Annotated in this window: 17 protein-coding genes; 16 read left to right on the top strand and 1 reads right to left on the bottom strand. The window is 49.1% G+C overall.

Going from position 1 to position 16,213, the window contains the following annotated elements; all coding sequences use genetic code 11:
- The first annotated feature begins 23 nt into the window (after window positions 1–23).
- The 5 genes from tpiA (at window position 24) to R7V76_RS01945 (ending at window position 5,184) form a co-directional block, all read left to right on the top strand.
- Entirely contained in the window at window positions 24–776 is a 753-nt protein-coding gene (tpiA, locus tag R7V76_RS01965) for a triose-phosphate isomerase (protein WP_012371261.1), read from the top strand.
- Window positions 777–2,324, top strand: coding sequence for a 2,3-bisphosphoglycerate-independent phosphoglycerate mutase (gene gpmI, locus R7V76_RS01960; protein ID WP_318091075.1), 1,548 nt, complete (start codon window positions 777–779; stop codon window positions 2,322–2,324).
- A gap of 73 nt (window positions 2,325–2,397) precedes the next feature.
- Complete coding sequence (eno, locus tag R7V76_RS01955) at window positions 2,398–3,690, top strand: phosphopyruvate hydratase (RefSeq protein WP_290827571.1); 1,293 nt, start codon at window positions 2,398–2,400, stop codon at window positions 3,688–3,690.
- Between the two features lie 323 nt (window positions 3,691–4,013).
- The gene (locus tag R7V76_RS01950; RefSeq protein WP_318091074.1) at window positions 4,014–4,916 is read left to right on the top strand and encodes an acyl-ACP desaturase; all 903 of its coding nucleotides are present in this window, start codon (window positions 4,014–4,016) and stop codon (window positions 4,914–4,916) included.
- Window positions 4,917–4,935: 19 nt separating this feature from the next.
- A complete protein-coding gene (locus R7V76_RS01945) occupies window positions 4,936–5,184 on the top strand; it encodes a hypothetical protein (RefSeq protein ID WP_318091073.1) in 249 nt (82 codons plus the stop codon).
- A gap of 285 nt (window positions 5,185–5,469) precedes the next feature.
- On the opposite strand, the gene R7V76_RS01940 is transcribed toward R7V76_RS01945, so the two are convergent.
- Complete coding sequence (locus tag R7V76_RS01940) at window positions 5,470–5,790, bottom strand: hypothetical protein (protein ID WP_290827566.1); 321 nt, start codon at window positions 5,788–5,790, stop codon at window positions 5,470–5,472.
- Between the two features lie 136 nt (window positions 5,791–5,926).
- Here R7V76_RS01940 and R7V76_RS01935 point away from each other — a divergent pair, with 136 nt between their 5' ends.
- The 11 genes from R7V76_RS01935 (at window position 5,927) to smpB (ending at window position 16,156) form a co-directional block, all read left to right on the top strand.
- Window positions 5,927–6,271: a hypothetical protein gene (locus R7V76_RS01935; protein ID WP_318091072.1), complete on the top strand. Its 345-nt coding sequence runs from the start codon at window positions 5,927–5,929 to the stop codon at window positions 6,269–6,271.
- A 147-nt stretch (window positions 6,272–6,418) separates the two neighbouring features.
- A complete protein-coding gene (locus R7V76_RS01930) occupies window positions 6,419–7,399 on the top strand; it encodes a LacI family DNA-binding transcriptional regulator (protein WP_188004657.1) in 981 nt (326 codons plus the stop codon).
- The gene (gene rbsK, locus R7V76_RS01925) at window positions 7,396–8,274 is read left to right on the top strand and encodes a ribokinase (protein WP_318091071.1); all 879 of its coding nucleotides are present in this window, start codon (window positions 7,396–7,398) and stop codon (window positions 8,272–8,274) included. Before R7V76_RS01930 ends, rbsK begins: the two co-directional genes overlap by 4 nt.
- On the top strand, window positions 8,271–8,660 hold the full coding sequence (gene rbsD, locus R7V76_RS01920) for a D-ribose pyranase (RefSeq protein ID WP_318091070.1): 390 nt from the start codon (window positions 8,271–8,273) through the stop codon (window positions 8,658–8,660). Before rbsK ends, rbsD begins: the two co-directional genes overlap by 4 nt.
- A gap of 14 nt (window positions 8,661–8,674) precedes the next feature.
- Complete coding sequence (locus R7V76_RS01915) at window positions 8,675–10,153, top strand: sugar ABC transporter ATP-binding protein (RefSeq protein ID WP_318091069.1); 1,479 nt, start codon at window positions 8,675–8,677, stop codon at window positions 10,151–10,153.
- Window position 10,154: 1 nt separating this feature from the next.
- The gene (gene rbsC, locus R7V76_RS01910) at window positions 10,155–11,123 is read left to right on the top strand and encodes a ribose ABC transporter permease (RefSeq protein WP_012371250.1); all 969 of its coding nucleotides are present in this window, start codon (window positions 10,155–10,157) and stop codon (window positions 11,121–11,123) included.
- 27 nt (window positions 11,124–11,150) lie between these two features.
- Window positions 11,151–12,065: a ribose ABC transporter substrate-binding protein RbsB gene (gene rbsB / locus R7V76_RS01905; RefSeq protein ID WP_214766214.1), complete on the top strand. Its 915-nt coding sequence runs from the start codon at window positions 11,151–11,153 to the stop codon at window positions 12,063–12,065.
- 141 nt (window positions 12,066–12,206) lie between these two features.
- Window positions 12,207–12,440 (top strand): preprotein translocase subunit SecG, encoded by a 234-nt coding sequence (gene secG, locus R7V76_RS01900; protein ID WP_012371248.1) that lies wholly within the window; start codon window positions 12,207–12,209, stop codon window positions 12,438–12,440.
- Window positions 12,441–12,540: 100 nt separating this feature from the next.
- The gene (locus R7V76_RS01895; protein WP_214766212.1) at window positions 12,541–13,281 is read left to right on the top strand and encodes an alpha/beta hydrolase; all 741 of its coding nucleotides are present in this window, start codon (window positions 12,541–12,543) and stop codon (window positions 13,279–13,281) included.
- Window positions 13,282–13,295: 14 nt separating this feature from the next.
- Entirely contained in the window at window positions 13,296–15,653 is a 2,358-nt protein-coding gene (gene rnr, locus R7V76_RS01890) for a ribonuclease R (protein ID WP_318091068.1), read from the top strand.
- A 32-nt stretch (window positions 15,654–15,685) separates the two neighbouring features.
- A complete protein-coding gene (gene smpB, locus R7V76_RS01885) occupies window positions 15,686–16,156 on the top strand; it encodes an SsrA-binding protein SmpB (protein WP_012371245.1) in 471 nt (156 codons plus the stop codon).
- Window positions 16,157–16,213: the final 57 nt, after the last annotated feature.

The following is a 16,213-nucleotide window of genomic DNA, read 5'->3' as shown; positions in this document are numbered from 1 at the left end:
AAGTTCACAAGGGAGTGTTTTCAATGCGTAAACCAATTATCGCAGGTAACTGGAAAATGAATCTTACCCTCAAGGATGCTGTGGCATTCGCTGAGGAAGTCAAAGGAACTGTACCCGCTTCTTCGAAAGTCGACGCGGCTGTCTGTGCACCGTCTGTATTCCTTGCACACTTGACAGAAGCGACAGCTGGAACGGACCTGAAAATCGGCGCTCAAAACATGTACGACCAAGAGAGCGGCGCATTCACAGGTGAAATCAGCCCAGTGATGCTCAAAGAACTTGGCGTAACATACGTCGTCCTCGGTCACTCAGAACGTCGTGAGTACTTCGGAGAAACAGATGCGTTCATCAACAGCAAAACGAAAAAAGCATTCGAGCATGGTCTCGTGCCAATCGTTTGTGTCGGTGAAACACTCGAAGAACGCGAAGGCGGAAAATTCGAATCAGTGATCCGTGAACAAACAACGAACAGCCTTAAAGGTTTGACAGTCGATCAAGTCAAAAACCTTGTTGTTGCGTATGAGCCTGTCTGGGCAATCGGAACAGGAAAATCAGCAACAGAGCAAGACGCGCAAGATTCTTGTAAATTCGTTCGCGATGTCATCGCAGCTGAATTCGGTACGGAAGCTGCAGAAGCAGTCCGTATCCAGTACGGCGGCAGTGTCAAACCGGACAACATCAAAGAATATATGGCTCAGCCTGACATCGACGGTGCTTTAGTTGGTGGCGCAAGTCTTGAGACAGGATCGTTCCTCAAACTGTTGGAGGCGATTTAAATGAAAAAACGTCCAGTCGCACTGATCATCCTTGATGGTTTCGGTATGCGTGACGAGGAGTTCGGAAATGCTGTCACGGCAGCAAACAAACCGAACTTCGACCGGTACTGGGAACAGTACCCGCATACGTTGTTGAATGCGAAAGGAGAATACGTCGGTTTGCCTGAAGGTCAAATGGGGAACTCAGAAGTGGGTCATTTGAACATCGGAGCAGGTCGCGTCGTCTATCAATCGCTATCCCGAATCAACAATGCCATTAAGGATCGCTCGTTCTTCTCGCGTCAAGCGATGAACGATGCGGCAGGTCACGTGAAGAAATACGGTTCAGCCCTTCATATCTTCGGTTTGGTTTCTGACGGTGGAATCCACAGTCACATCAACCATTTGTATGCCGTGCTTGAATTCGCAAAACTTCACGAAATTGAAAAAGTTTATCTTCATGCCTTCACGGATGGCCGCGATTGCGATCCGCAATCAGGTGCCGGTTTCCTTCGTGATGTACAAGCGAAGATGGATGAACTAAACGTCGGTCAATTCGCAAGTGTCTCCGGTCGTTATTATGCGATGGACCGCGACAACCGCTGGGAACGCGTCAAGAAAGTCTATGACGTCATTACGTTCGCAGACGGTCCGACAACAAAAGACCCAATCGCGATGGTCGAAGCTTCGTACAAAACAGACGTAACAGATGAGTTCATTGAACCAACCGTAGTCGTGCAGGAAGACGGTACTCCAGTAGCACCGATCCACGATAACGATGCAATCATGTTCTTCAACTACCGTCCGGACCGTGCGATTCAGCTCGCCAAGACGTATAAAGAAAAAGCCGGCTTTACCGGTTTTGAATTGCCGGACAATGCACCGAAGAACCTGCTGCTCGTCTCGATGACGAAGTACTCGGATGCAATTGATACGGACATCGTCTTCCCACCGGAAGACATCAAAAACACACTCGGTGAAACGTTATCGAAACAAGGCCTTAAACAATTGCGGATTGCGGAAACTGAGAAGTACCCGCACGTCACGTTCTTCTTTAACGGTCAACGTGAAGAACCGTACGAAGGCGAAGATCGTATCTTGATCCCGTCTCCAAAAGTCGCGACATACGACTTGAAACCGGAAATGAGTGTCTATGAAGTCACAGAAGCACTCGTTGACGCAATCAACTCGGACAAACATGACGCGATCATCCTCAACTTCGCAAACCCTGACATGGTCGGTCACTCAGGTATGCTTGAGCCGACGAAGAAGGCAATCGAAGCGGTGGATAAATGCTTAGGAGAAGTCGTTGACTTGATTCTTAGCAAAGGCGGTGCAGCCATCATCACAGCTGACCACGGAAATGCGGACAAAGTCCTCAATCCGGACGGCAGCAAGATGACGGCGCACACAACGGAGCCTGTTCCATGTATCGTCACGGTTGAGGACGTTGAACTCCTTAAACCATTGACTGGCGCACTGGCTGACTTGGCACCAACTGTTCTCGATTTACTCGGAGCAGATCAACCGGCAGAAATGACTGGGAAATCGATTGTATTAAAGAAATAATCCCGTCAATCGATGAACCGGTTTCTGTCACAACACAAACTAATCTTTCTCAAACAAAAAGGAGCGAATTTAAATGTCAATGATTACAGAGATTTATGCACGCGAGATTCTCGACTCACGCGGTAACCCAACGGTAGAAGTAGAAGTTTATACAGAAGACGGCGGCTTCGGTCGCGCACTCGTCCCATCAGGCGCATCTACTGGTGAGCACGAAGCAGTTGAACTTCGTGACGGCGACAAATCACGTTACCTCGGTAAAGGTGTCTTAAAAGCAGTTGATAACGTCAACGAAAAAATCGCACCTGAAATCATCGGTTACGATGTCTTCGACCAAGCAGGAATCGACAAAAAAATGATCGACCTCGACGGTACGAAAAACAAAGGTAACTTCGGCGCTAACGCAATCCTTGGTGTTTCTATGGCTGCTGCACGTGCTGCTGCAGATGAGCTTGGTCTTCCACTTTACACGTACCTTGGTGGATTCAACGCGAAAACATTGCCAACTCCAATGATGAACATCATCAACGGTGGATCACACGCTGACAACAACGTTGACTTCCAAGAGTTCATGATCATGCCTGTTGGAGCTCCAACATTCAAAGAAGCTCTTCGTATGGGTGCTGAAATCTTCCACGCGTTGAAATCAGTTCTTAGCGGAATGGGTCTTAACACAGCAGTTGGTGACGAGGGTGGATTCGCTCCAAACTTGAAATCAAATGAAGAAGCAATCACAGTTATCCTTGAAGCAATCGAAAAAGCTGGCTACAAAGCAGGTGAAGATGTTTACCTCGCGATGGACGTCGCTTCTTCTGAGTTCTACGACAAAGCAGCTGGAAAATACAACCTCGCTGGCGAAGGCAAAGTCCTTTCAACAGAAGAGCTTGTTGAGTTCTACGCACAACTCGTCGACAAATACCCAATCATCTCAATCGAAGATGGCTGTGACGAAAACGACTGGGATGGCCACAAACTTCTCACAGATCGTATCGGACACAAAGTCCAACTCGTTGGTGATGACTTATTCGTAACAAACACAGAGAAGCTTGCTGAAGGTATCGAAAAAGGCATCGCGAACTCGATCCTCATCAAAGTTAACCAAATCGGTACGTTGACTGAAACATTCGACGCAATCGAAATGGCGAAAAAAGCTGGTTACACAGCAGTCGTTTCTCACCGTTCTGGTGAAACAGAAGATTCAACAATCGCTGACATCGCTGTTGCGACAAACGCTGGTCAAATCAAAACGGGTTCACTTTCACGTACAGACCGTATCGCGAAATACAACCAACTTCTCCGCATCGAAGACATGCTTTCAGACGTTGCTGTCTACGACGGAATCAAATCATTCTACAACCTCAAGAAGTAATTTCGGGTTGATGATTTAAAGTGTGTTGTACATTCACTGTACAGCCGAGGCCTCCTATTCATATGAATAGGAGGTTTTTTGTATGGATGTTGGATTCAGTAATAGAAGAGGAGTTCACACCAAAATGTAAAACGCCGGTTTCGATCGATTACAATTAGCCGACTTCGTTCTAACCGTTAAAAAAATCAAATTTACAGGACCTTTCTTTTACTACCTGGTCATTAAAATGTTATAGTTATAAATAAGTTTAAGCACAATCATTATAAGGCTTAACTACATTTGAACGAATGAAGGTTCAAAAAACATCTAAAGGAGAAATGATCATGTTAAATTCAGATTTAGATATACGTTTAGAACCACGCATTAAAGAGTTGTATCGATTACATAAGGAGCGCTCAGCCAATATTGACTGGAGTTATCACGAATTCATTCCATGGGACAAGGCGATGTCGTTTAAGCGGGTTCCTTGGGAAGAGAGCCAAGTTACGCTTCCGGAAGGTGTCATCGTTGCAGTCGAAACGGCCTTACTGACAGAAGTCAACTTACCTTGGTATACATCGCACTTGGATTATACGTTTAAAAACTCGATGGAGGTCATCAATGATTTCGTCCGCACATGGACAGCGGAAGAAGACCAGCACTCGAGCTTACTGGAAACGTATTTACTCGTGACCCGAAACGTCAATCCGACACGGTTGCATCAGTTAAGAAGACGCGTCGTTGAAAGCGGCTGGTTCCCGGACTTTACGAATCCATTGGCGACTATGGCGTATACGTCGTTGCAAGAGCTTGCGACACTCGTTTTCTATAACAACGTAGCGCGAGTGGCCGGCGCACACGACAAAGATTTGGCGACACTACTTCGCCGTTTAGCAAAAGACGAAGCCCTTCACTATGCGTTCTACCGCGATACGGTGAAAGCGCACCTTGAACTCGATCCGAACTTCATCGTGTTCTTTGAAGACGTCATCATCAATTTCTCAATGCCGGGTGCAGTCATGCCGGACTTTACTGAGCGTATGAAGACGATTGCGATTGATACAAATTACGGACCACTCCAATACTTTGACCAAGTATTAGATGTCGTCGTGAAATACTGGGATATTGAGAACCTGCAACCTACGACCGAAGAAGCGAAACAGTCACAAGCGAACATCATGAAATATCACGGACGTTTGAAACGGATTAAGGATCGTCAAGAAGCAAAAGCAAAGATTGATGCATAAGGAAGGGAGCACTAAAAACATGACGTGTGAAATATGCGGAAAAGAAACGAAGAACCAAGTCAGTTATTTGGAACTGAACACGTGGGAATTCAATTCTTTGAAGACAGAAGAAAAAGACTTTTACCCAATCTGCTACAGCTGCTTTGATAAGCATACGAACGAGTTCATTGATCAGGAAATGGATCTTGAATTGAGAAAAAAACGTTCGCAGATGGTCAATAAAGAAGTCGAGGCAGAAATCGAAGCGATTCTTGAATTTGAAAATTAAGCATCGATATATTATTTGAGTCGACAGCCTTCCGATTGCGGAGGGCTGTTTTTTTGTTGCGTATTTCGTGATAACAGGTGCATAGAAAAACATTCATCGCTCGACTTCTAAGGGAAAAGGAAGCGACGCTTCCGTCAGGAACAGGCGAGACCCGGAGATCTGAAAGAAATCCGCGGCTCGCGTTCCGCCCTAGAAAAGCGAGCGAATGAATGTTTTTTAATACACACAAAAAACGAGATCCGACGTCTTGTCGAATCCCGTGATCGTAAAATGAAATGTGTAAAATCAATCCTCGATAAACGTAACGAGGTAATGATGTGCCGAGTAGAGTGGAGCACGCGTGACGAAGAACTCGGGTAAATCGACATCGATATCGAGTTCACGTAATGTCTGGGGATCCAGACATTCCTGGACCAATCGTTTAATGTCACTGAGCAATTCGTCATGAAGATTTTCTTCCGCTGTAAAAGACCGTTTGGCCTCATCTTTTAATAATAATACGACGGGCGGAAGGCCTCGTAATAAGTCGACCTGTAGTGGTTCTTCGTTCCGTTGAAAAAAATCGTTTAAACAACTGACGACTTTCATCGAATGATCTTCTTTCATACGAACCCCCAACTTTCTAAAAGTACTGTCACTATCAAGCTATTCCCTAAAGTCAGATAGGATATGCAGATAAACTGGAATCAGGGCATTAAGGGAGCGGATAACCGGGTACAGAAAGAGGTAAGGGGGGATGGAGATGCTGTTTCGTTACTTGTTTTTGGGTCTGGACCCCATGATGGACGATATTCAGTTGCGCATCATCTATTTTACAGAACTGATCTTCTTTATCGGACTGTATCAAATCACGAGCCGCTTCTCACGCCAAAGTATGATCCTCGGTACACTCCTTGGAGTGACGGGTCTGATTGCTTTGTTACCGGGAGCTATCTATATTCTTCGCTATAATCCGGAAGATGCCATCATTGATATTACATTTTTACTGATTTATTTGCTGGAGCCACTCGCGATTCTAGCATTTCTGATAGCATTGTTTCGCCGGTTTTATGAGAAACGCCATCCGAATCATTCGAAAAAGTCCTGACAAACGTTCTGCTGCAACGTTTATCCGGACTTTTTTTGTTGTACTCCGAAAAAAATAAAATATATTTTCGTAAAAAGGATTGATGTGTAACCGGTTACACAATATGATACATATTGTAAGCGTTATCAAAAGAAAGAGGTGGCGAACATGTCGACCATCCGGGAAGTAGCGAAAGTGGCCAATGTATCCGTCGCGACGGTATCGCGTGTCATGAATGAAAAAGGATACGTCAGCGAAAAAGCAAGAACAGCCGTCCTGCAAGCGATTAAGCAGCTGGACTACCGACCAAACCGGGTCGCCCGGTCGTTGTTTCAAAAACGATCCGGATTGATTGGTTTGATCGTACCTGACATCACAAACCCGTTTTTTCCGCAACTGGCACGTGCTGTGGAAGATATGGCACATCAACACGGATTTCAGGTGATTTTGTGTAACACAGACGAACAGTTTCAGAAAGAACAAGAATATATTCAATCGCTCGAAGCGATGCATGTTGACGGATTGATCATTACGACCAACTATTCGAACAATCCGAACTACGAAAAACTTGAAGTACCGATCGTCGCCCTGGACCGTGTGTTACAGGGAGCGATTCCGACAGTGACCTCAAACGGGCATGATGGCGGAAAAAAAGCCGCCCAGTTTTTACTTGATCACGGGGCAACCGAACTGGTCGTCATCAGCGGTCCTTCGAAGTTACCGACGATCCGCAAGCGGCGTGACGGATTTGAAGAAATCGCCGGTAAACATCTGGTCGCAAGCATCGAGTCGCCGTTTCATTTCCAGGGAGCACTCGGAGCGGCCAACTACTTATTTGACCATTACGACTGCAACGGGATTTTCGCAGCAAACGATGTCATCGCAGCGGCGACGATCCAGGTTGCAGCGGAGCGGGGAATCGCGATTCCGGAACAATTACAAATCATCGGCTATGACGGAATTGAACTCGGTCAGATGATTTCGCCGCCACTGACGACCATTGCCCAACCGATTTATCAGATGGGCGAGCTGGCAGCGAAGCTGTTGATTCAACGGATTGAAGGAAACGAGATTGCAGCCGTCCATCACGAATTGATGGTCGAAGTCATTGAACGGGAAACAACGAAGCGGAAGGATGAACAGTTATGAAACAAATCAGTGTAGTCGGAAGTATCTCGATGGACTTAGTCGTCGAAAGCGATCGTCGTCCGTCAGCAGGCGAAACGGTCATCGGATCTGCTTTCCATACGGTACCGGGAGGCAAGGGGGCGAACCAGGCAGTTGCGATTGCCCGCCTCGGCGGTCACGTCGAAATGGTCGGCTGTGTCGGCGACGATGCGAACGGCGTGGCGATTCGTCAGAACTTCGAGACGGAGCACGTCGGGACGACCCATCTGCAGACGATTGCGGATGAACGGACCGGAACGGCCCACATCACGCTCGCAGAAGGTGACAACTCGATTGTCGTCGTCCAGTCGGCAAACTTAGCGGTCGTTTATGATGAAAGTCAGCTCGACAGCCTGCTTGGTCAGGCAGACATGATTTTGTTACAGCTCGAAATTCCGCTCGCGACCGTCAAACAGGTGGCGCGTTACGGTAAGACACACGGGATTCCCGTCGTCTTGAATCCGGCGCCAGCCATCGTCCTTGACGACGAGTTACTCGCAGATGTGACATATTTGACACCAAACGAACATGAATGCGGATTGATTTTCGGACAACAGCAACCGCTCGAACACTGGTTAACGCAATACCCGAATAAATTAATCGTGACGGAAGGAAGCCGGGGCGCCCGTTTTTATGACGGCGAGGCTATCGTAACGGTCCCTGCGATCAAGACGGACGTCGTCGATACGACAGGTGCCGGTGATACGTTCAACGGTGCACTCGCGGTCAGCCTGACCGAAGGGGCAACATTGACGGAAGCGATTCGCTTTGCCAATAAAGCAGCCGGTATGTCCGTCCGCGCGCTTGGCGCACAAGGCGGGATGCCGACACGTGAACAGATGGAGGTTGAAGCATGAAACGACATGGTATTTTAAACAGTCAGATCAGTAAAGTCTTAGCTGATCTCGGTCATACCGATACGATTGTCATTGCCGACTGCGGTCTGCCGATTCCGGCCGGTGTAGCACGGATTGATTTGGCACTTGAACTCGGAACACCATCGTTCGTCGATGTCGTTCGGATCGTTGCCGACGATATGGCCGTCGAACAGGTGACACTGGCGACAGAAATCAAAGAAGCTAATCCGGTTGCACTCGAGGCCGTGACGAAACTCGACGTACCGCAAGACTATGTGTCGCACGAAGCATTCAAGGAATTGACGAAGCAGGCGAAAGTCATCATCCGGACGGGTGAAGCGACACCGTATGCGAACGTCATCTTACACGCCGGCGTCATTTTTTAAGGGGAGGAAGTACGATGCAAATTGAGATGACAGGTATCACAAAAGCGTTTGGTCCCGTTCCCGTCTTGAAGGGAGTCGACTTCACCCTCGCGACCGGTGAGATTCATGCCTTGATGGGAGAAAACGGTGCCGGAAAATCGACCTTGATGAAAATTCTGACCGGTGTTCATAAAGCGGATCAAGGAACGATTCTTGTCGACGGCGTCGAACAGCAATACAAAAATCCGAAACTGGCGGAAGAAGCGGGGATTGCCTTCATTCACCAGGAGCTGAACATTCTGCCGGATTTAACGGTCACGGAAAATCTGTTTCTCGGACGGGAACTGAAGTCCCGCTTCGGTGTCCTGAAACAGGCGGAAATGAAACGGCTTGCTGAACGGGAGCTGGCGGAACTGAACGTCTTCATGGACGTCAATCAGCTCGCCCGGACGTTATCAGTCGGACAACAGCAGATGATTGAAATCGCCAAAGCCTTGATGACGGACGCGAAGGTTATCATCATGGATGAGCCGACGGCCGCTTTGACGGAACGCGAAATCCGCGCTCTGTTCAGTGTCGCAACGGCCTTACGCGAGCAGGGAGTCTCAATCGTTTATATCTCGCACCGGATGGAAGAGATTTTTGAACTGTGTGACCGGATCACGGTCTTACGGGACGGCGTCTCCGTCTCGACGCACCGGATTGACGATACTTCGTTTGAACAGATCGTCCGTGAAATGGTCGGACGTGAGATGGGGGAACGGTATCCCGAGCGGCAAGTGACGCTCGGTCAGACGGTCCTCGAAGTCACCGGCGCAACCGGAAAACGGTTCGAAGATGTTTCGTTCTCTGTCCGGGCCGGGGAAATCGTCGGTTTTTCCGGATTGATGGGGGCCGGACGGACAGAAGTCATGCGCGGCTTGTTCGGGGTCGACCGGATGAAAGCCGGAACAATCAGCTTGAACGGTAAAACCATCAAAATCAAATCACCGCATGACGCGATCAAACAGGGACTCGGTTTCTTGACGGAGGACCGCAAAGGCGAAGGTTTATTCCTCGACTTTTCACTCCGGGAAAACATCTCGCTTCCGACAATCCGGTCGTTATCGAAGTCCGGTGTCATCTCTGATCAGTCGGAGCGGCAATTCGCGGAAGGGTACCTGAAGTCGTTATCCGTCCGTCACAGCTCGATGGACCAGCCGGCAAAATCTTTGTCCGGCGGAAACCAGCAGAAGGTCGTCCTTGCGAAATGGCTCGGTACGAAACCGGATGTCCTGATTCTCGACGAACCGACACGCGGTGTCGACGTCGGGGCGAAAAAAGAGATTTATATGATTATGAATGAACTCGCCGCAACGGGTGTCGCGATCATCATGATCAGCTCGGATCTGCCGGAAATTCTCGGCATGAGTGACCGCGTGTATGTAATGCGCGAAGGACAGATGAGCGGCATGCTCAATCAAGAAGAGGCAACGCAAGAGAGTATCATGACGCTTGCGACAGGAGGACAATGACATGGAATTGATGCAAGGGAAACTGACAGAAAAGAAACCGAGACGACTCGGGATTGGTCAAAAGCTGGGTCCGCTCGCCGGACTGTTCGCCATCATTCTCGTCGTTTCGATCATGGAACCTGACTTTTTAACGCTTAATAACTTATTTAACATCTTACGCCAAGTTTCGATCAACGCCTTGATTGCCTTCGGAATGACGTTCGTCATCCTGACGGGTGGAATTGATTTGTCGGTCGGCTCGATTCTTGCCTTGTCATCCGCGTTCGTCGCCGGTCTGATGACCGACGGAACGTCAGCGATTCTTGCGGTCCTCGCCGGCTTGATTGTCGGGGCGATCATGGGCGCGTTAAACGGAATGGTCATCTCACTCGGGAAAGTCGCACCATTCATCGCGACTCTCGCGACGATGACAATCTTCCGTGGTCTGACACTCGTCTACACGGACGGGAAACCGATCACGGGACTCAGCCAGGGCGGCTGGTTCGAATTATTCGGACGCGGCTACTTCTGGATCTTCCCGGTTCCGGTCGTGACGATGTTGATCGCCTTTGCAGTCCTTTACTTCATCCTGAAGAAAACGACGTTTGGGCGTTACACCTATGCCATCGGCGGTAACGAAGAAGCAGCAAAACTGATGGGGATTCAAGTCAACAAAGTGAAGATTATGATTTACGCGCTGTCTGGTTTAATGGCAGCACTCGCCGGCATCATCCTGACGTCGCGTCTGAACTCGGCGCAACCGACGGCCGGAACATCGTATGAGCTTGATGCCATTGCAGCCGTCGTGCTCGGCGGAACGAGCTTATCCGGTGGACGCGGTTGGATTGTCGGAACATTAATCGGAGCGTTGATCATCGGGACACTGAACAACGGACTTAACCTGCTTGGTGTGTCGTCGTTCTTCCAGCTTGTCGTCAAAGGGCTCGTCATCCTGTTCGCCGTACTCGCGGACCGGAAACAAACTACGTGATTTACCATCCAAAAGGAGGATATTGATATGAAAAAATTACTCGCACTTGTCATGATGGCGTTAATGGTCTTCGCAGCGGCTTGTTCGACGGAACAACCGGGCAGTGACACGGAAAAGGAAAAGAAAACAAAAGACTTTAAGATCGGTCTGTCAATTTCGACACTCAACAACCCGTTCTTCGTTTCACTGAAAGACGGCGCGGAAAAAGAAGCAAAAGCACAAGGCGCAACACTTCAAGTCGCAGATGCACAAGATGATGCGGCGAAACAAGCCAGTGACATCGAAGATATGATTCAGAAAAAAGTCGATCTCATCCTGATCAATCCAACAGATTCAGCAGCAGTCGGTGCAGCGGTTCAGACAGCAAACGATGCTGACATCCCGGTCATCACAGTTGACCGTAACGCAGAAGCTGGTGACGTCATCGCGCACATCGCGTCGGATAACGTCGCAGGTGGAAAACAAGCCGGTGAATACATGATCGAACTCGTTGGGGACAAAGCGAAAGTCGTTGAACTTGAAGGAATTCCAGGTGCTTCTGCTACTCGTGACCGCGGCGAAGGATTCCACGCAGCAGTCGACGGTAAACTTGACGTCGTGGCGAAACAATCAGCAAACTTTGACCGGGCGAAAGGTCTTTCGGTCATGGAAAATATTCTTCAAAATAACAAAGACATCAAAGCTGTCTTCGCACACAACGACGAAATGGCACTCGGTGCGGTTGAAGCGTTGAAAGCAGCGGGCATGGAAGATGTCAAAGTCATCGGATTTGACGCAACAGACGATGCCGTCAAAGCCGTCAAAGACGGTAAAATGGCAGGAACCGTTGCTCAGAAACCGGCAGAAATCGGTAAAATGGGCATCGATACAGCAATCAAACACTTAAAAGGCGAGAAAGTCGACAAGAACATTCCGGTCGAACTTGATCTCATCAAACAATAAGCATCACTGCCAGCCGTCTGATTTTGTCAGCCGGCTGGTGTTTTTTTGAAGGTAAGATGAACTTAATGAATCTATACCTTGTTCCCGTAGTTGTTTTTCTCTATAATGAAAGAAGCGTATATTACTGAAGGAGGATCATCGATGATCATTCATAACGTGGCTCTTGTCGGCCTCATCGTCGTTTCCGTTCTTCTCATCATCGTCGTTCTCTTGATGTCGGGCCGTACGGCTGGACTCGGAGCACTGACAGGTGGAGCAGAACAATTATTTGGTCGCCAAAAAGCCCGTGGCTTGGATGCGGTCCTAAACCGTGTAGCGTCTATCTTAGGGGCATTATTCTTTATTTTGGCGTTACTCGTCGCTTTTTATAAGTGAGTACTGAAACGACAGCCGTCCGATCGCGCTGTCGTTTTTTCGTATTTCTCGATTTCTAAATTTTCATTTTGGGGTATAGAGTTAGAGGGGGAATCATTTTATGAAAATCACATTACCGAAACCATTCTTTTTTGAAGGCGGCAACCGGGCTGTTCTGTTGTTACACGGCTTTACCGGATCGAGCGCCGATGTTCGGATGCTCGGACGTTACTTGCAAAAACACGGATATACTTCACTCGCACCACAATATAAGGGGCACGCTGCCCCACCCGAAGAGCTGACGAAGACCGGGCCAGCCGACTGGTGGCAAGATGTTCTCGACGGCTATGAAGAATTAAAAGCCAAAGGATATGACGAGATTGCGGTCTGCGGACTGTCGCTCGGCGGAGTCATGTCGCTTCGACTTTCGATGCACCGTCCGGTCAAAGCGGTCATTCCGATGTGTGCGCCGGCTTACATTAAAAGTGAAGAGGTCATGTATGCAGGAGTCACGGAGTATGCAAGAGAATTTAAAAAGCGAGAAGGAAAATCGGCGGAAGAAATCGAGCAGGAGATGGCAGTGTTCGAACCGATGCCGACCTTAAAGGATTTACAGGCCTTGCTGAAAGACACACGCGATTCACTCGAAGATGTCTACGCACCGACGCTTGTCATCCAGGCCCGCAATGATCACATGATCAACACCGATTCAGCGAACATCATTCACGACGGTGTCAGTGCCTTACAAAAAGATTTGATCTGGTATGAGAACTCAGGTCATGTCATTACGCTCGACAAAGAAAAAGAAACGCTCCACCAAGATATCCATGAATTTCTGGACGGCTTGAACTGGAGCCACTAATTGGAGGTGTCACGTTGGAATTACGTGAACGAATACTAGAGGTCATCGCGGCGGAAGAACGTCCGTTGTCGATTGATCAATTAACGAAAAAACTGGAATTAACAGATACGGCACAGTTCAAGGAACTGATCCGGACATTAAATGAGCTGGAAGATGAAGCACTCATCGCACGGACCCGTTCGAACAAATACGGGACACTGGCGCAAATCGGGCAAGTCGCCGGGAAAATCTCGGTCCACCAACGCGGATTCGGATTCGTTTCACCGGAGGACGGTTCAGCAGGCGATATCTTCCTGCCGGCACCGGAACTCGGCAACGTCTATAACGGCGACCGTGTCCTCGTCAAAGTGTTTGCCGAATCAAACGGCGGAGACCGTCGCGAAGGCAAGCTGCTGAAGATTCTCTCACGCGGACCGGCTGATTTCGTCGGAACGTTCGTCAGTCCAAAAGGACGGATTGAGTCGATCGCCTACATCGAGCCGGATGATTCGAAGCTGACGTTCCTACCGGTCGTCGCCAACGAAGATACGCTTGGTGCCGTCGACGGCCATAAAGTCCTCGCACGGATCACGAAGTATCCGGACGGCCGTTACGCCGGAACTGCTAAAGTCCTGCAAATCATCGGGCATAAAAACGATCCGGGTGTCGATATCCTGTCGATCGTCCACAAGCACGGCATCAATGTCGACTTCTCGGACGCAGCGATTGCGGAAGCGAATAACATTCCCGATCAAATCGATGAGAAGGATCTTGTCGGTCGCGTCGACTTACGCAATGAAGTGACGGTCACGATTGACGGTGCGGACGCAAAAGACTTGGATGATGCCGTTCACGTCAAGAAACTGTCGAACGGGAACTATGAGCTCGGTGTTCACATCGCCGACGTCTCACATTACGTTAAGGAAGATTCACCGCTTGATGAAGAAGCACGCGAACGCGGAACGAGTGTTTATCTCGTGGACCGGGTCATTCCGATGATTCCGCACCGTCTGTCAAACGGAATCTGTTCACTCAACCCGCACGTTGATCGGTTGACACTCAGCTGTATCATGGAAATCGATCAAAACGGGGTTGTCGTCAACCATGAGATTTTACAGAGTGTCATCAAGACGGTGGAACGGATGACGTATACCGATGTCCGTAAAATCATCGAACGCGAAGATGAAGAAGTGATTGCAAAATATCATGATCTCGTCGCGAACTTCGATCAGATGGCGGAACTGGCTGCGATTCTCCGCGAACGCCGCTCACGCCGTGGTGCGATCAACTTCGACTTCCCGGAAGCGAAAGTCCTCGTCAACGAAGAAGGCAAGACAAGCGAAATCATCCTGCGCGAACGGTCGGTTGCTGAAAAACTGATTGAAGAGTTCATGCTCGCCGCCAACGAAACGGTGGCGGAGCACGTCCAACACCAAAAACTGCCGTTCATGTACCGGATTCACGATGAGCCGAAAGCAGAACGTCTCGATACGTTCTTCAAGTTCATCGCCAACTTCGGGATCAACGTTGAACGCAAAGGCGAATCGGTCGCACCGAAGACGTTGCAATCGATTCTGAACGCCGTTGAAGGCGAACCGGAAGAAGCCGTCGTCAGTACGGTCATGTTACGGTCGCTCCAACAAGCGAAATATGACGTCGAACCGATTGGTCACTTTGGTCTGTCGACCGATTTCTATACGCACTTCACGTCACCAATCCGCCGGTATCCGGACTTGATGGTCCACCGTCTCCTGCGCGAGTACATCATCTTTAATGATAAATCGCAAAAGACACAGGACCGTTACTCTGCGATTCTGCCGGAAATCGCCGATCACGCTTCAAAACGGGAACGCCGTGCCGTCGATGCCGAGCGGGAAACGAATGCGCTGAAGAAAGCCGAGTACATGGAACAACACATCGGCGAAACGTTTGAAGGGGTCGTCAGCGGAGTGACCAACTTCGGGATGTTCGTCGAGTTACCGAATACGATCGAAGGACTTGTCCACATCCAGGCGATGACAGATGACTTCTACCGCTACGACGAAGCGAACTATCAATTGATGGGCGAACGGACGAAACAACAGTTCCGGATCGGTGACGTCGTTGAGATCAAAGTCACCGGTGTCAACATCGATGAGAAGACGATCGACTTCGCAGTCGTCGGCATGCCGGAACGCCAACCGAAAAAACGCTTTGAGTCGAAGACGATCCGTTCAAGCGGCGGCCGTCCGGGACAAAAACGCGACGATAAGAAAGACGACCGTCGCGGGAAGTCGAAGCGTCCGAGTAAGCCGAAGGACCAGTCGAAAGGCAAAGGCTTCGCGCTGAAGGACAAGAAGGATAAACCGCCGTTCCATAAAGCGGTCTCGAATAAAAAACGGAAGCGCAAATAAGCGCTTCTGTTTAGAAATGTGGTGGAAGAGAGATGCCAAAAGGTACAAGTTCAAAAGTATTAGCCAACAACAAACGGGCGTCGTTTGATTATGCGATTGAAGATACGATCGAAGCGGGTCTCGTCTTGACGGGAACGGAAATCAAATCGGTCCGTAAAGGAAAAATCAGTATCGGCGACGCGTTCGTCCGTTTTGACGGCGGGGAAGCGATTCTCTGGAACTCGAACATCGCCCACTTCGAACAGGGGAACCGGTACAACCACGAACAACTCCGTCCGCGGAAACTGTTACTGCACAAAAAACAGATCGCGACCTTGATGGGATCGGTCTCGCGCGACGGTTACACGATCGTGCCGCTAAAGATTTACATCAAGAACGGTTACGCGAAATGTCTGATCGGACTCGGCCGCGGGAAGAAGAAATTCGACAAACGCGACGATCTGAAGAAGAAGGATGCAAAACGCGATATCGACCGTGCATTACGCGACAAGCAAAAGTATTGAACCCGTAACACTTTTCTGCTATTATAATAGTATTCGGAAAGCCCCAATTTATATCTT

This window comes from Exiguobacterium artemiae, assembly GCF_033342815.1.
GTDB lineage: Bacteria > Bacillota > Bacilli > Exiguobacteriales > Exiguobacteriaceae > Exiguobacterium_A > Exiguobacterium_A artemiae_A.
This window is presented reverse-complemented; position numbering and strand designations above follow the sequence as displayed.

Bases quoted from the DNA above. Each gene is read 5' to 3' on its own strand.
- tpiA (WP_012371261.1), top strand. From the start codon at position 24: ATGCGTAAACCAATTATCGCAGGTAACTGGAAAATGAATCTTACCCTC.
- gpmI (WP_318091075.1), top strand. From the start codon at position 777: ATGAAAAAACGTCCAGTCGCACTGATCATCCTTGATGGTTTCGGTATG.
- eno (WP_290827571.1), top strand. From the start codon at position 2,398: ATGTCAATGATTACAGAGATTTATGCACGCGAGATTCTCGACTCACGC.
- R7V76_RS01950 (WP_318091074.1), top strand. From the start codon at position 4,014: ATGTTAAATTCAGATTTAGATATACGTTTAGAACCACGCATTAAAGAG.
- R7V76_RS01945 (WP_318091073.1), top strand. From the start codon at position 4,936: ATGACGTGTGAAATATGCGGAAAAGAAACGAAGAACCAAGTCAGTTAT.
- R7V76_RS01940 (WP_290827566.1), bottom strand. From the start codon at position 5,790: ATGAAAGAAGATCATTCGATGAAAGTCGTCAGTTGTTTAAACGATTTT.
- R7V76_RS01935 (WP_318091072.1), top strand. From the start codon at position 5,927: ATGCTGTTTCGTTACTTGTTTTTGGGTCTGGACCCCATGATGGACGAT.
- R7V76_RS01930 (WP_188004657.1), top strand. From the start codon at position 6,419: ATGTCGACCATCCGGGAAGTAGCGAAAGTGGCCAATGTATCCGTCGCG.
- rbsK (WP_318091071.1), top strand. From the start codon at position 7,396: ATGAAACAAATCAGTGTAGTCGGAAGTATCTCGATGGACTTAGTCGTC.
- rbsD (WP_318091070.1), top strand. From the start codon at position 8,271: ATGAAACGACATGGTATTTTAAACAGTCAGATCAGTAAAGTCTTAGCT.
- R7V76_RS01915 (WP_318091069.1), top strand. From the start codon at position 8,675: ATGCAAATTGAGATGACAGGTATCACAAAAGCGTTTGGTCCCGTTCCC.
- rbsC (WP_012371250.1), top strand. From the start codon at position 10,155: ATGGAATTGATGCAAGGGAAACTGACAGAAAAGAAACCGAGACGACTC.
- rbsB (WP_214766214.1), top strand. From the start codon at position 11,151: ATGAAAAAATTACTCGCACTTGTCATGATGGCGTTAATGGTCTTCGCA.
- secG (WP_012371248.1), top strand. From the start codon at position 12,207: ATGATCATTCATAACGTGGCTCTTGTCGGCCTCATCGTCGTTTCCGTT.
- R7V76_RS01895 (WP_214766212.1), top strand. From the start codon at position 12,541: ATGAAAATCACATTACCGAAACCATTCTTTTTTGAAGGCGGCAACCGG.
- smpB (WP_012371245.1), top strand. From the start codon at position 15,686: ATGCCAAAAGGTACAAGTTCAAAAGTATTAGCCAACAACAAACGGGCG.